At 76.8% G+C, this 14,816-nt stretch carries 11 protein-coding genes; 2 read left to right on the plus strand and 9 right to left on the minus strand.

From position 1 onward, the window contains the following. Nucleotides 1–38: 38 nt before the first annotated feature. The 4 genes from ABD954_RS31040 to ABD954_RS31055 form a co-directional block, all read right to left on the minus strand. Nucleotides 39–1,001, minus strand: coding sequence for a universal stress protein (locus tag ABD954_RS31040; RefSeq protein ID WP_345491061.1), 963 nt, complete (start codon nt 999–1,001; stop codon nt 39–41). 5 nt (nt 1,002–1,006) lie between these two features. After that, the gene (locus ABD954_RS31045; protein WP_345491062.1) at nt 1,007–1,609 is read right to left on the minus strand and encodes a CBS domain-containing protein; all 603 of its coding nucleotides are present in this window, start codon (nt 1,607–1,609) and stop codon (nt 1,007–1,009) included. 99 nt (nt 1,610–1,708) lie between these two features. Next, a complete protein-coding gene (locus tag ABD954_RS31050; protein WP_345491063.1) occupies nt 1,709–2,653 on the minus strand; it encodes a potassium channel family protein in 945 nt (314 codons plus the stop codon). 178 nt (nt 2,654–2,831) lie between these two features. After that, on the minus strand, nt 2,832–4,172 hold the full coding sequence (locus ABD954_RS31055; protein ID WP_345491064.1) for a nicotinate phosphoribosyltransferase: 1,341 nt from the start codon (nt 4,170–4,172) through the stop codon (nt 2,832–2,834). A gap of 157 nt (nt 4,173–4,329) precedes the next feature. On the opposite strand from ABD954_RS31055, the gene ABD954_RS31060 reads away from it, so the two are divergent. After that, nucleotides 4,330–5,358 (plus strand): hypothetical protein, encoded by a 1,029-nt coding sequence (locus ABD954_RS31060; RefSeq protein ID WP_345491065.1) that lies wholly within the window; start codon nt 4,330–4,332, stop codon nt 5,356–5,358. 112 nt (nt 5,359–5,470) lie between these two features. After that, entirely contained in the window at nt 5,471–6,898 is a 1,428-nt protein-coding gene (locus tag ABD954_RS31065) for an amidase (RefSeq protein WP_345491066.1), read from the plus strand. Between the two features lie 44 nt (nt 6,899–6,942). On the opposite strand, the gene ABD954_RS31070 is transcribed toward ABD954_RS31065, so the two are convergent. The 5 genes from ABD954_RS31070 to ABD954_RS31090 all read right to left on the minus strand — a co-directional run bounded on the left by ABD954_RS31070 (nt 6,943) and on the right by ABD954_RS31090 (nt 14,809). Beyond that, the gene (locus ABD954_RS31070; RefSeq protein WP_345491067.1) at nt 6,943–7,161 is read right to left on the minus strand and encodes a hypothetical protein; all 219 of its coding nucleotides are present in this window, start codon (nt 7,159–7,161) and stop codon (nt 6,943–6,945) included. Between the two features lie 190 nt (nt 7,162–7,351). Further along, the gene (locus ABD954_RS31075) at nt 7,352–9,907 is read right to left on the minus strand and encodes a helix-turn-helix transcriptional regulator (protein WP_345491068.1); all 2,556 of its coding nucleotides are present in this window, start codon (nt 9,905–9,907) and stop codon (nt 7,352–7,354) included. A gap of 162 nt (nt 9,908–10,069) precedes the next feature. After that, a complete protein-coding gene (gene bdeA, locus ABD954_RS31080) occupies nt 10,070–10,969 on the minus strand; it encodes a bis(hydroxyethyl) terephthalate hydrolase (protein WP_382745937.1) in 900 nt (299 codons plus the stop codon). Nucleotides 10,970–11,753: 784 nt separating this feature from the next. Further along, entirely contained in the window at nt 11,754–13,058 is a 1,305-nt protein-coding gene (locus tag ABD954_RS31085; RefSeq protein WP_345491069.1) for a phytase, read from the minus strand. A 125-nt stretch (nt 13,059–13,183) separates the two neighbouring features. Further along, a complete protein-coding gene (locus ABD954_RS31090) occupies nt 13,184–14,809 on the minus strand; it encodes a DEAD/DEAH box helicase (RefSeq protein WP_345491070.1) in 1,626 nt (541 codons plus the stop codon). Between the last annotated feature and the right edge of the window lie 7 nt (nt 14,810–14,816).

Consider the following 14,816-nt stretch of genomic DNA (forward strand, 5'->3'; position numbering starts at 1 on the left):
ACTTCGGTCGTGCGGCATGACGGCGACCGGCCCGGTCCTCAGTCGTGCGGCACCACGGCGACCGGCGCCCTGACGTGGTGCAGCACCGCATGGGCCACGCTGCCGAGGTGCGCGCCCAACGCGGAACGGCGGGTGCGCCGTCCCACCACCAGGAGCGCGGCGTCCTCGGCGGCCCGGGCGAGCTCCTGGCCCGCCGAACCGGCCACCACGCGCCCGGTGGCCGCCACGCCCGGGAACCGCTCCCGCCACGGTTCGAGCAGGACGTCGAGCGAGCGCCGGACCTCCGGGGCGGCCGCGTGCCGGGCGTCCGGCGCCCCCGGGGGCACCAGCCGGTCGTGGAGCGACGGCCGCCGTGCGTGGACGAGCCGGAGCTCGCCACCGCGCGCGGCCGCCTCCGCGAAGGCGAACGCCACGACGCCGTCCACGGGGTCCCGCAGGTCGACCCCGACGACGACCGGGCCGGTCCCGCCCACCGCCGAGCCCCCGGTGCGGGTCCCGGCGCGGTCCTGCGGCCCGCCGTCCCGTGACCCGCCGTCCCGCGACTGGCCGGGGCGGTCCCGCGGGCCGGGCGACGAGCCGGGAGCCCGTACCAGGACGACGGGCCGTTCGATCCGGCCCGCGACCGTCATGCCGACCGAGCCGAGGAGATAGCCCGCCACTCCGCCCAGGGCCCGCGAGCCGAGGACCAGCAGCCCGCCGTCCTCCTCCGTGGCCAGGACCAGGCTCGTGACCGGATCCGACGGCAGCAGCTGGGTGGTGACCGAGAGGCCCGGACGGCTCGCGCGCAGGCGGGCCGCCGTGCTCGCGAGGAGTTCCTCGCCCCACGAGGCGACCGGCTCCCGCGACACGAACGGCACGAGCACGTCCGGCGACGGCTCCAGCACGTGCACCAGACGCACCCCGGTGCCGCGCAGCACCGCCTCGTCCGCCGCCCACTCGGCCGCGGCGTCCGCCTGCTCCGTACCGTCCAGGCCGACCACGACCCGTCCCGTTCCCGTCATGTCCCTCACCTCTCCGCCGCCCGTCGCGTCCCGGGCCCGAGCTCCGCCGCCGCGTCCACCACCCCCGGGACCGCGCGGGCGAGCCGCAGCGCACGGTCCGCCGGTACGGAGGCCGGCAGGCTGCCCGTGAGCGTCACCGCGCCGTCCGCCACCCGGACGGTGAGGGCCGCGTCGTCACCCGGGCCCAGGTGGGTGACCAGCTCGTGGCGCACGTCCTCGGCGATCTCGCTGTCCGAGCGCAGACAGGCCCTCAGCAGGTCGCCCCGGCTGACGAAGCCGACCGGGCAGCCGTCCTCGTCGACCACCGGCAGCCGCTTGAGCCGCCCGCGTTCCATCAGCCGGGCCGCTCCCGCGATGCTGGCACCGCGCGGCACCGTCACGGCCGGGGCCGCCATCAGGCGCCCGGCCGTCGGCCCGCCGGGTTCCTCGCCGCCGAGCACGGCGCTCTCCGACACCACGCCGACCACCCGCCCCTCGGGCGAGACGACCGGCACCGTGTGCACGCCCCAGCGCCGCATGGACCGGGCGATCTCCGGAGCCGTGGTGTCGGACCGCACGGACACCACGACGTGACTCATGACGTCGTCGACGGTGCGTGGATGTTTCATGACGGGCCTCCGGCCGCTGCCGCGCCTTCCGGTGCCAGACGCGGTGCCCTCACCTCGAGTGTGTGCCGTCCGGCCCCTCGCGCACCAGGGCCGACAGGGTCACGCCGGGCCCGGGCCCGGGCCCGGGCCCGTGTCCGTGTCCGCGGCCCCGCCCCGGCCCCGCCGCCGGTTCCGGGCGCGCCCCCGGCCGTGGTCGTCGGCGTAGGCGGCGAAGACCCGGCCCGGCGCCCCCTCCGTGCGCAGGAAACGCTCGTCGAGCACCACCGCCAGGTCCTCCAGGGCGGTGCGGAGCACCGACGCGGAGAGGCGCACGTCCGGATGGCGTGCCCTGGCGGCCTGGTCGGCGAGCTCCACGGCGTGGCCGAGCTGGAGCGGCAGCGAGGTGCGCTCGTCCACGTCGTAGAAGTAGTACGACTCGGGGTACTGGAGGAAGTCCACCGTGATCGTGGACAGGGCCGACGCGAGCCCGTCGAGGAGCGCGGCGCCGCCGTCGGAGTCGAGGGCCCGGGCCGTGGCGCGGCTGCGGCGCATGTGGGACAGCCGCAGGGCCAGCGCCCGGCGCCGGGCCAGCGCCGGATAGACGCCGAGGATCCAGGCCACGGTCGCCGACAGCAGCACGAAGCCGACCAGGGCCTCCAGGGGCGCCAGCAGGCGCAGCCAGCCGGAGGTCGGCGCGATGTCCCCGAGTCCCAGCGTGGCGAGGGTGACCAGCGAGACGTAGAGCGCGTCGACCGGGGTCGCGTGCTCGGAGGGCACCAGTTCGGAGGCGTAGGAGAAGTCGTCCGGCATGTGGGGCCAGTAGATGAGCGCCCATCCCACGGACACGGTCAGCGCCCAGACGGCGAGCACGGCCACCATGCCCATGGGGCCCGCGAGGCCGGCCGGCCGCCACCGGAGGCCGCGGCGCGCCGACAGCCGCCACAGCGACATCATGACCAGTCGGCTCAGACCGCCGTGGCGGGTCGGGTGCCAGAGCGTCTGGAAGAGGTCCCGCAGCACGAACAGGACCAGCAGGACCCCGGCGAGTATCGGCAGCCAGCTCATGGGCGCCTCCTTCCCCGGATGGCGTGGCGCTCACCTGCCGTCGATCCCGTCTGCGGGGCGGCCCCTCCGGCCGGAGCCGGGGCGCTCCCGCTCCACGGGGCCGGGCCCGGGGCCGGGGCCACGGCATGTCCGGCCGCGGCATGTCCGTCCGCGGTGCGTCCGCTCCCGGCGGCTCCGGTCACGGCGCGTCCGACGCGGCCGTGCGCGCCTCGACCCGGTGCCGTACGACGGTGGTGAGGGCCGCGAGGCGCGTCGACGGCGTGGGGCGCGGCGCCACCGGCGCCTCGATGCGGCGGGCTTCTTCCGGCAGCAGGGCGACGTCCGCCTCGAAGCGCGCCCGCGCCGCGGCGAGGGTGTCCGGCGGCTCCACCCGCAGGCCCCGGCGCATCACGGTCCGCAGCAACGGCTCGGTGCCCTCGGGCGGTTCCTCGTTCGCCAGACCGATGACGTCCCGCAGCCCGGGACCCCGGAAGACCTGCTTGGGCCCCGGCGCCGTCGCCCGGCCGGCCGACAGCTTCATGACGGGCCGCCCGTCGTACTCCACCAGCTTGTACGCGGCGTCCAGCGACGGCGCGCCGTCCGCCACCCCGACCTTCGTGCCCGTGGCGAAGACGTCGATCGGCGCCCCCTGCCGTACGAGCGCGGCGACCGCGTACTCGTCCAGGCCGCCGCTCGCCACGATCTGCACCTCCGTGAGCCCCGCCCCGTCCAGCACCGCACGGGCGCGGCGGGCCTGCCCGGCCAGGTCGCCGCTGTCGAGCCGGATTCCGCACCCGGGACCGAGGCCGAGCTCGCGCAGGACGCGCGCGGCCGTCGCCACGCCCCGGTCGGTGTCGTACGTGTCGACGAGGAGGGTCACCGGCCCCGGGTGGGCGCGCGCGAAGGCCCGGAACGCCTGCTCCTCGGAGGGGAACGCCTCGACGTACGAGTGCGCCATCGTCCCGGTGCCGGCGATGCCGTACCGCTGGGCGGCCGCCACGTTGCTGGTGCCGGCGAAACCGACCAGCGCGCACAGGCGCGCCGCCTGGAGCCCGGCCTCCGGCCCGTGCGCGCGGCGCAGCGAGAAGTCCACGAGCGGGCGCCCGCCGGCGGCCAGCACGCAGCGGGCCGCCTTGGACGCGACGGCCGTCTGGTGGCAGAGCAGCGACAACAGGCACGTCTCCACCAGCTGGGCCTGCGGCAGGGGAGCGGTGACCTCGACGAGCGGCTCGCCGGCGAGGACGAGACGCCCTTCGGGAACGGCCCGCACCTCGCCGTCGAAGGTCAGCCCCCGCAGCGGCTCCACCTCGGCGACGGGACGGCCGAGGACCCGGGCGAACGCCTCGACGTCCGAGCGGTCCACGAGGAACCGCGCGAGACGGTCGAGCGCCGGTTCGAGCCCCGCGGCCACCAGGAACCCGCGCTCGGGCGGCAGCTCGCGCACGAAGAGGCTGAACGTGGCCGCTGCCCGCATGTCCTCCCGCAGGTACGAGAGCGCCATGGTGACCTCGTACAGGTCGGTGGCGGTCACCTCGGACATGCTTCGAGCATGCGGGGTCGGCCCCCGTTCCGCACGACCGGAGGCGGACACGGGGCCGGAGGCGGGCACGGTGCCGGAGGGGGGGCACTGCGCCGGAGGGGGGTGCGGGCGGCGCCACCGGCGTGCCGGGCGCGCGCGGTCGGGCGAGAGTGGACGGGTGGACGTCGAGGAGGTCACCACCGAGCTGTACGCGCTGCCGCCGACGGAGTTCGTCGCCGCCCGCAACGACCGGGTGGCGCGGGCACGCGAGGAGAAGGACGCCGACGCGGCCCGCCGGATCGCCGCTCTGCGCCGCCCGACGCTGGCCGTCTGGGCCGTGAACCTCCTGGCCCGCGACGAGCCGGAGCAGACCGATCGGCTGCTCGCGCTCGGCGAGACCCTGCGGGAGGCCACCCGCACCCTCGACTCCGCGCAGCTGCGCGAGGCGAGCGGGCAGCAGAACCGGGTGCTCGCCGCCCTGGCCCGGCGGGCCGCCGCCCTGGCCGGTGAGGCCGGGCATCCGGTCGGCGGCGCCGTTCTGGGGGAGGTCGAGCAGATCCTGCGCACCGTCCTCGCCGACCCGGACGTCGCCGAGCGGTGGGCGGCGGGCCGCCTGACCCGGGCCCCGGAGCCGGTGTTCGGTTTCGGCGCGGTCGTTCCCGGGGCCACGGCGCCGTCCTCACGCCCCGCCGCCCCGCCGCCCACGGCCGAGGACAAGGACGAGGAGGACCCGGGCCGAGGCCAGGTCCATGGCCAGGACCATGGCCAGGACAAGAAGGCAAAGCGTGACCGGCCACGGCAACGAGAGCAGGAACGGCAACGAGAGCAGGAACGGCAACGGCAACGGGAACGGGAACGGGCGGAGGAGCGGGAGCGGCAGCGGCGCCTGGAGCGGGCCCGCCGGCGTGCCGCGCAGGCCGAGGAGGAGGCGAAGGACCGCGAGGACGCCGCCCGGAAGGCCGAGCAGGCCGCCGAGGCCGCGGCATACCGGGCCGAGGATGCCGACGCGCACGTCACCGGTCTGGAACGCCGCCTCGCCGAAGCCCGGCGCTCCCGTGAGGACGCCGTCTCGTCCGCCGACGCCACACGGCAGGAGGCCGACGCCGCCCGCGACGCCGCCCACGAGGCCCGGCGTGTGGCGGACGAGGCCGCCGACGCCCTGAGCGAGCTCTCCGAGGGGCCCGGTGGGGGCCTCGAGCGGGCGTAGACCGGTCCCGACGAAGAAATCCGGTGGATCACCGGCGCGGAACCCTCGCGTGTTACTTGTCGGTACGCGATGATGGCGGCCAACCAACCACACGGCGGGGGCTGATGCAGCGGTGACGACTTCCGAGGAACGGACCCGCGGGGAACGGACCAGGGTGCACGCCTTCCGCGACGACGCCCTGGGCGAGCACGACGCCGTCGGCCTCGCGGCGGCGATCCGGCGCGGCGAGGTCGGCGCCGCCGAGGCCGCCCGGGACGCGGCCGAGCGGGTGCGGCAGGTCGAGGCCCGGCTCCACGCCGTCCAGGTGTACGTGGACGCCCCGGCCCCCGGCGCGGGCTTTGGGCCCTTCGCCGGGGTGCCGACCTTCGTGAAGGACAACACCGACCACCGGGGCCTGCCCACCGGCCACGGCAGCGCCGCCTTCACCCCGCGGGCCGCGCGCCGGGACGCGCCGTTCGTCCGGCAGTTCCTGAGCAGCGGCGTCACGGTCCTCGGCAAGACCCGGCTGCCGGAGTTCGGCTTCAGCCCGACCACGGAGTACGACGGCGCCGAACCCGTCCGCAACCCGTGGCACACCGACCACTCGGCGGGCGGCTCCTCCGGCGGCAGCGCCGCGCTCGTCGCCGCCGGGGCGGTGCCCATCGCGCACGCCAACGACGGCGGCGGCTCCATCCGGATCCCGGCCGCCTGCTGCGGGCTCGTCGGCCTCAAGCCGACCCGGGGCCGGGTCGTGCCGAACGCCCAGAGCCGCCGGCTCCCGGTCGACATCGTGTCCGACGGCATCGTGAGCCGCACCGTACGGGACTCGGCCGCCTTCCTCGCCGCCGCCGAGTCCTACCGGCGCAACCCGGAACTGCCGCCCGTCGGCCTCGTCGAGGGGCCCTCGGGCCGCCGGCTGCGCATCGGCTTCCTGACGGACTCGCCGAACGGCGTCCCCACCGACGCCGCCACCAGGGCGGCCGTCACGGAGACCGCCGCCACGCTCGAACGGCTCGGCCACACCGTCCAGCCGGTCGAACTGGCCCTCGACCCCCGCTTCACCCAGGACTTCCTCGTCTACTGGGGACTGCTGTCGTTCCTGCTCGGCGCCACCGGCCGCACCCTCGGCACGGACTTCGACCGGCGCCGGATGGACGGCCTCAGCCAGGGCCTGCGCGAGAGCTACCTCGAACACTGGCACCGCACCCCGGGCGTGCTGCGCCGGCTGAAGCGCACGAAGGTGGCGTACGCGGCGGCCTTCCGGGGACTGGACCTGATCCTGACCCCCGTACTCGCCCACACCACGCCCCGGATCGGACACCTCAGCCCGGCCGTGCCCTACCCGGCGCTGGTCGAACGGATCCTCGCGTACGTGGCGTTCACCCCGATCAACAACGTGGTCGGCACGCCGTCGCTCTCGGTCCCCGCCGCCCGCACGACCGAGGACGGGCTGCCCATCGGCGTCATGCTGTCCGCCCGGCCGGGCGGCGAACGGACCCTCCTGGAGGCCGCGTTCGCCCTGGAGGCGGAACGGCCCTTCCGGCGCATCCAGGACGTGTGACGCCGGCGGGGCCCGGCCCCGCCGACGTCACACGCGCTCGTGCGTCAGCCGGCGGTCGTGTGCCCGATGACGCTCTCCGAGGAGTTGCCGGCGATGGTGGTCTCGGCCGCGTCGCCGCCGCCCGAGCCGGGGCCCTGGTCGGGGGCGAGGAGGCCGAGCAGCGGCAGACGCGGATCGGCCGGGGCGGGAGCGGCCGAGGCAGGGGCGGCGGAGGCGAGTGCGGCGGCGCCGGCGACGGCCGCGGCGCCCAGAACACGGTGCATGATCCTGGTCATGCCCGGCCAACGACGGCGCGCCCCACGGGACACGGCCGACGACGGCGCGCCCCACGGGACACGGCCGACGACGGCGCGGCCCACGGGTTCGGCCGACCACCGCGCGGCCCACGGGACACGGCCGATCACCGCGCGGCCCACGGGTTCGGCCGACCACCGCGCGCCCCGCGCGACGTGGTCAGCGGCGCGCGCCGTCGCCGTCCGCGCCGGCGGCCGCCACCACACCCGGCAGCTGGACCCGCGAACGGATCTGCAGGCGTGCGTAGATGTTCCGCAGATGGTGGTCGATGGTCCGGGGGCTGAGGACGAGCCGGTCGGCGATCTCCTGGTTGGTGGCGCCCTGCGCGGCGAGACGGGCGATCCGCTGCTGCTGCGGGGTGAGTTCCCGCAGCGCCGCCGGCCGGTCCGCCGCGCCCGCCACCTCGCCTCCGGTCGCGCGCAGCTCGGCACGGGTGCGGTCGGCCCAGCCCGTCGCCGCCGCCCGCTCGAACGTGACCAGCGCGTCCCGCAGCGGACCGCGCGCCTCGCTGGGACGGCGGTGACGCCGCAGCCAGCAGCCGTACGCGAGGAGGGTGCGGGCGCGTTCGAAGTCGTTGCCGCAGTCGTCGTGCCGGCGGACCGCCTCCTCGAACCAGTACCCCGCACGCGGTCCTTCCGCGAGGAGGGCCCGGCAGCGGGCGAGCCGCGGCGGCGCCGCACGGTCGAGCCCCTGGGCCGCCCACACCGCGTACTCCTCGGTCGCCGCGCGCGCCTCCGCGTACCGGCCGCAGGCCACGGCCGCCTCCACGAAGCAGGGCACCGCCAGCATCCGCAGCGCGAAGTGTCCGCCCCGCGGGCCGGTGTGGACCAGCGGCACCAGCCGGGCGGCCGCCTGAGCGGCGAGCCCGCGCCCGAGATCCGCCCGCGCCAGCGCCCACTCGGCGAGCGTCGCCGCCTGGAGGAGCCCGTGCGGGCGGGCCGTCGCCAGCGCCCGCCCGGCGTGTTCGGTCACGCCCGGCCCGTCGTCGGTCACCGACGCCACCAGGGCCAGTACGGCGTGCTGATGGGCCGCCACGTTGGCCTGGCCCGTCCGTTCCGCCTCGCCCAGGCCCTCCCGGGCGTGCCGGGCGGCCCGGTCGTAACGGCCGGCCCTGAGTTCGGCGTAGGCGAGGTGCTCCAGGGCGTGCGGCAGCAGGGCGGCCCGGCCCTCGGCCCGGGCCAGCGCGAGTGCCCGCGCGTGGAGCCGGGCCGCCGCCGTCGTGGCACCCAGCACGAGCGCGGCGGACCCGGCCCGCAGCAGCAGCCGCGGTTCGTCCTCGGCGCCGTCCACGGCGACCACCCGGGTCAGCAGGCCCCGGGCCTCGTCCGGCCGCCCGCCGAGCGCCGCGCGCAGCCCCTCGGCGAAGTCCCGCTCCGTGCCCCGCGCACCGACCGCGCCGTCCAGGGCGGTCAGACAGCCGGGGGCGTCCCCCGCCGCCCAGGCGGCCTCCATCGCGAGGAACCGCGCGTCGGCCGCCTCCGCCGGTGCCGCCTCCCGCAGCAGCGTCGCCGCCTGCAGCAGTGCCTCGTACGCGTCCGTCACCGGCCCGCCCGCCAACGCCGCGGTGCCCCAGGCCAGATGGGCTCTGCCCCGCCCGACGCTCGCCGGCTCCGGCGCCGCGGCGGGCGTGGCGGCGGGCGCGGCGGGGCGGGGCTCGGGGACGGGCGAGGGCGCGCGTGGGGCGGGGGGCCGCGGCGGGCCGGTGCGGCGGGCCGGGGACGAGGGCGGTGGCGGGGCGAGGGCGGTGCGGGCGAGGAAGGGGTCGGCGAAACGGAGGGTGTCGTCCGTGCGCCGGAGCAGTCCGTCGGCGATCAGACCGTCCAGCGCGTCGGCCGGGGTACGGGCGGCCCGGGCGGCGGCCAGGACCGTCTCCACCCGGACGGGCGAGGTCCCGCCGGGCAGGGTGGCCACCAGGGCGAGCAGGCGGCGGCCGTCGGCCGGAAGGGAGCCCAGGAGCCCGCCGTACACCTCGTGGAGGACGGCGGCGTCGACCACGGGCACCGGCGGCCGTTCGGCGCCCGAGAGCTGCGCCGGGCTCAGACGCCGTACCGCCGCCGTGAGGACGCCCGGGTGGCCGGCCGTCTCGCGCAGCAGGAGGTCCTCGGCCTCGGGCGCCACGGACACCGGGCTCAGGTCGTGGAGCAGGGCCCGCGCACCGGCCGGGGTCAGGCGGCCGAGGCGGACCGTACCGGCTCGGGGGACCTCGGGCAGCCGGTGGTGCCGGGCGGCCGACACCAGCCAGCCCGTGCCCGGCCGGCCCGCCCGCCCCCGCTCCTGCCAGGCCGAGGCGAGGGCGGCGCGCGAGTGCGCGTCCCACAGGTGCAGGTCGTCCAGACAGACCAGCACCGCGGGCCCCGGGGCGGTGGCCGGCACCAGGCCGGCCACGGCGGCGCCGAGCCCGTCCTCGCCGCGTGCCTGCCGCAGCGCCCGCCGTGCCGCCGAGGCCGTGGGCGCCAGGGCGGTCAGCAGGGCACGCGCCCCGCTCCACGGCACCCGGTGGCCGGGCGCCGCGACCTGGTACGCGGCTCCGGGGAAGTCACCCGCCGCCCGGGCCAGGAGCGCGCTGCGGCCCGTGCCGGGGTCCCCGGTGACGAACAGGACGCCGCCGGTTCCTTCGACGGTACGGGCCGACAGGCGGGCCACGGCGGCCAGTTGGGGCGCCCGGTCGTACAGCGGGGGGCGGCCGGGGGCGGCGGCGGGCGTCGCTCCGTTCACCCCGCCCACGTTACTGGGCCGTAGGGACGGGGGGAAGGTCCCCGGGGCTGGGCGGTCGCCCAGGCCCGGGAGACGCGCTCTGTGATCCCGCACAGCCCGCACGGCCTCCACAGCCCGCACGGCCCCCAGAGACCGCACGGACCGCGCGGACGCGCGAACCGCTCAGGAACCGAGCGGGCAGCTGCCGCGGTACTCCTCGATCGTCAGGCTGGGGCGCGGCAGCGGGCAGAGGAACTGCTCGTAGCGGGTGTCGTCGTCGATGAACCGCTTGAGCCAGGACAGGCTGTACTTCGCGATCGTCGTGTCGGACGTGTTCGGGGTGAAGTGGGTGGCCCCGTTGAGCTCCAGGTACGCCTTGTCGAGCGAGCTCGGCAGGCTCTCGTAGAAGGGCTCGGAGTGCGTGGCGACGGGAGCCACGGTGTCGCCGTCGGCGCCGATGACCAGCGTCGGAGTGGTGATCTCCGGCCAGGTCTTGTCGGTGTTCCAGCCGGTGAGGGGCACGGCCGCCTTCAGGGACGGCCGGCTCTTCGCCGCCTCCAGCGAGCCGCCGCCGCCCATGGAGTGCCCCATCACCCCGAGCCGGCTCGCGTCGACCCGGCCGCGCACGGAGCTGCGCTGCGTCAGGTAGTCCAGCGCCGCGAGGAGTTGCCGCCCCCGGCTGTCGGGCTGGTCGAGCGTGCTGTTGGTGTCGATGGTGAACACCACGAAGCCCTGGGACGCCAGCCGCGGGCCCAGCCAGGCGATGGAGGACTGGGTCGCGGTGAAGCCGGGGGAGATCGCCACCGCGCCGAAGGTGCCGTCGCTGGTGGACGTCGGGTAGTAGATCGTGCCCCCGCCGAAGCCGGTGACCAGGAGGGAGGAGACGCTGGTCTGGGAGACGGCGTACGGGCCGCGCGGCGCCTCGATGCTCGCCGTGGTGGGGGCCGGGCCGCGTTCGTACGGGTTCTCCGCCGTCGCGGCGGCGGTCGTGGTGTCGGCGGCCGTGGCGCCGGGGGCGAGGAGCAGGGCGAGGCAGGCGGAGACCGCGGCCGAGGCCGCGAAAGCGGAAAGGTGTCGTCGCACGACGAGTCGTCCTCTCGTGTCGTGTGGCGACCGCCTCCGACGGGGGCCGGTCGGCGGTCGCGCCCTGGACTGGCCCGGCCACTGTCCAGTCGCCGCGCCCCGCCGGCATCGGCGAAACCACCGGCCCCGCGCCCCGGAGCCCGCCGGACCGGGAGCGGGACGGGTGCCGGCAGCGGCTCGCCGGCGCGCGGCGTCGCGGACCACGGGCCGGTGAGGACGACGTCCGTGCGCGAAGCGGCTCGACGACCGCGCGGCCGTGCGCCCCGACGGCCGGACGGAAGAACCCGGTGCGCCCGGGCGGCCGTTGTCCTGGGGACACGGCCGGCGCGAGGGGGGTGGCTTCGCGGCCTGCCCGCATGACGCACGATGACGCGGCGGCCGCGACGACGGCGGCCCTCTTCGCACCCGGACCGGACCGCTGGGGGATGCGGGGCGGCTCCTGGATGCGGCGGGCCCTAGGCGACCGCCTGTCCGGCACGGACGTTCCGCCGTCCACCGACGCGGCGTTCGCCCCGCTGCGGGCGGCGTTCGACGGAATCGTGGGCGTCGACCTCGACACGGCCGACTCGTCCGTCCACCAGGAGGGGCTACGCCCAGGGCGGATGTCCCGCGGCACGGCCCACCTGGACACAGGGCGCGGACACCTGATGCCGCCGCTGGTGCGGCGTGCCCGGGCCCTGTCGGCGTCCGCCTCACCACCGCCCCGGGGCCGGCCCCCTGACGGCCGGCGACCCGCCGCCGTGCGCGGCGGCGGGTGCCGAGGGCCGGCGGGGCGGACGGACCGTCAGTCGTCGAGGGCGCCGAGGACCTCGCCGAGGTCGACGAACTTGAAGCCGGTGGCGTCGCGTTCGCCGTCCTCCGGGTTGGCGTGACCGTCCTGGACGACCAGCAGCCCGTTCGGGTAACGGCTGCCGAGCGGGGCGTTGAGGGCCGCGGCCCCGTCGCACTCCTCCGAGCCGTCGAGGACGGCGTCGGCGGCCGTCACGCGGAAGCCGCCCTCGTACTCGTTGTCGTCGCCGATCTCGCGGTCGTACGCGGCGAAGGTGTCGTCGCCCTGGCTGGAGGCGAGCAGATAGCCGTCGCCGTCCGGCTCGTGGACCAGGGTCAGCCCCTCGACGTCGGCGGTCAGCCGGTCACCGCCGAAGCCGGGGTCCGCGCCCGGGGCGCACTCCTCGGTCTCCTCGTCGTACGTGCCGGGCACGCCGTACTCGCGGACCTTGTCGACCAGGACCGGGGTGCCGGTCAGGTCGGCCCGCAGGCGCCAGATGCCGACGTCCTCCTGGCCGGCGTAGAGGGTGCCGTTCGCCGGGTCGACCACCATGCCCTCGACCTGGGGCAGCTCGCCCGGCTCGGCGCACGGGGACCAGGAGGTGCCGTTCGGGAGCCGGAAGGAGGAGGGCAGGTCGAGCGTGCGGACCGTGCGGTAGGTGACGGTGCCGGAGGCCGTCGGCAGGATCTCCAGGAGCGCGACGCGGGTCGTCTCGCGACGGCTGACGAGCGCGTAGGAGCGGCCGGTGGACCGGTCGGTCCAGGTGGCGAGGCCGTACGCGGTCCGCTGCTCGTTCACCTCCGCCTGGTCGGCCGAGAAGACCGGGGCGACGGCCGGGTCCGTCACGTCCCTGAGCGGGCCGCCGGGACGGTCCCGGTCGATGCGGTAGAAGCGGAGCCGGTCGTTGCCGCGGTCGCTGGTCACGGCGAGGTCCGCGCGGCCGGTGGAGAGCCGCAGCCCGTGCACCAGGTCGACGTTGTTGAACCGGCCCGGGGCGTCGTCGGCGCCGGGCCCGGCCGGGGCGGCGATCGACTGGACCTCGCGCGCGTCGAGGTCGTACACGCGCAGCCCGCCCTCCTTGGCGGTGGCGACGACGAGGCTGCGGCCCGGGTCGGCGGCGTTGCGCCAGATCGCCGGGTCGTCGGCGTCGGCGTTGCCGCCGTCCTCGTCGTCGTACAGGGCGGCCGTCTCCGCGCGGGCCGTGACGGCGGGCAGGTCGCTCAGCTGCGCGGCCTGCGCCTGCCACGGCGACAGCACGGCGAGCACCGAACCGACAGCCGCGGCGAGGACGCCCGACCTCCGCGTACGGGACTGGGGCACGGGGGAACTCCTTCATGTCGTGAACACGTCGCGCACATGCTTCGGCCGGAGCGTGAAGAGCTCCGGCCGAAACATGACCCGACGGTCGAACGCGACATGAACAGCTCGCCTACGGCGTTCGAGATCTAGGACGTGCCGCCGCGCCGGCCGCTCCGCCCGGCCCGAGCGCCCTGAGCACGCTGTCCACCCTGGGCGCGCTGCCCGCCCTGCGTACGCTGTCCGCTCTGCGTACGCTGACCGCCGCTCTGAGCGGCCTGGGTCCGCTGCCCGTGCTGCGAACCCTGCCCGGCGCGCTCGCGGGTCTCGGTCCCGGCCGCCGCCGGGCGGCCCGCACCGGTCCTGCGGCGGCGGCTCGCCGGCTTGCCCTGACCACCGGCACCGGCGTCGGCGCCGCCCGCGGCACCCTTCCTGCGCGCGGGGCGGGACGAGGACGCCTTCGGCTGGGGCTGCTGCGGGACCTCCAGGACGACCGGCACGCCGGACGGCTCGCGGGCACCCGTGATCGCGGACAGCTCCGGGGCGCTGGAGGTGACCCGGGTGGTGTGCGGCCGGATGCCGGCGTCCGTCATCAGCCGGCTGACGTCCCGCTTCTCGTCGGGCAGCACCAGCGTCACCACACTGCCCGAGCTGCCGGCCCGGGCCGTGCGGCCACCCCGGTGGAGGTAGTCCTTGGGGTCGGTCGGCGGGTCGACGTTCACGACCAGGTCGAGGTCGTCGACGTGTATGCCACGGGCCGCGACGTTCGTCGCCACCAGCGCGGTGACGCGGCCGTCCCGGAACTGCTCCAGGGTCCTGGTCCGCTGCGACTGGGAACGGTCGCCGTGCAGCGCGGCCGCGCGGACGCCGACGGACAGCAGCCGCTTGGCGAGCCGGTCCGCCGCCCGCTTGGTGTCGAGGAAGAGGATCACCCGGCCGTCACGCGCGGCGATCCGCGCGGTCACGGCCTTCTTGTCGGTCTCGTCCGGGACGTGGAGCAGATGGTGCTCCATGTCCGCGACCGCACCCGCGTTCGGGTCCACCGAGTGCACGACGGGGTCGGTCAGGAAGCGCTGCACCAGCTTGTCGACGGTGGCGTCCAGGGTGGCCGAGAACAGCAGACGCTGTCCGTCGGCCGGCACCTGCCGCATGACCTGGGTGATCTGCGGCAGGAAGCCGAGGTCGGCCATCTGGTCGGCCTCGTCGAGCACCGTGACCCGCACGTCGCCGAGCAGACAGTCACCACGGGCCACCAGGTCGTTGAGCCGGCCGGGCGTGGCCACGAGCACGTCCGTGCCGCGACGCAGGGTCGCCGCCTGCTTGGTCACCGAGAGACCGCCGACGACACTGGCGAGCCGCAGGTTCACCGCGGTCGCGTACGGGGCCAGCGAGTCCGCCACCTGCTGCGCGAGTTCCCGCGTGGGCACCAGGACCAGGCCGAGGGGAGCCTTCGGCTCCGCGCGCAGCCCCGCCGTGCGGGCCAGCAGCGCCAGACCGAACGCGAGCGTCTTGCCCGAGCCGGTGCGCCCGCGGCCGAGCACGTCACGGCCGGCGAGCGCGTTGGGCAGGGTGGCGGCCTGGATGGGGAACGGGACGGTCACGCCCTGCGCCGCCAGGGTCTTCGTCAGCGCCACCGGCATGTCGAGCGCGCCGAAGTCGGCGACGGGCGGAAGCGCGGGCGTCGTGGTCTCGGGAATGCGGAACTCCCTCGGCGGTGACGCGGGGCGCGAGGACGATGACGAGCGCCGGTTCGAATTCTGGGGCCTGCGGGACATCCCGATT

The organism is Streptomyces roseoviridis (genome assembly GCF_039535235.1).
Taxonomy (GTDB): Bacteria; Actinomycetota; Actinomycetes; order Streptomycetales; family Streptomycetaceae; genus Streptomyces; species Streptomyces roseoviridis.

Bases quoted from the DNA above. Each gene is read 5' to 3' on its own strand.
- ABD954_RS31090 (WP_345491070.1), bottom strand. From the start codon at position 14,809: ATGTCCCGCAGGCCCCAGAATTCGAACCGGCGCTCGTCATCGTCCTCG.
- ABD954_RS31050 (WP_345491063.1), bottom strand. From the start codon at position 2,653: ATGAGCTGGCTGCCGATACTCGCCGGGGTCCTGCTGGTCCTGTTCGTG.
- ABD954_RS31070 (WP_345491067.1), bottom strand. From the start codon at position 7,161: ATGCACCGTGTTCTGGGCGCCGCGGCCGTCGCCGGCGCCGCCGCACTC.
- ABD954_RS31055 (WP_345491064.1), bottom strand. From the start codon at position 4,172: ATGTCCGAGGTGACCGCCACCGACCTGTACGAGGTCACCATGGCGCTC.
- ABD954_RS31040 (WP_345491061.1), bottom strand. From the start codon at position 1,001: ATGACGGGAACGGGACGGGTCGTGGTCGGCCTGGACGGTACGGAGCAG.
- ABD954_RS31045 (WP_345491062.1), bottom strand. From the start codon at position 1,609: ATGAAACATCCACGCACCGTCGACGACGTCATGAGTCACGTCGTGGTG.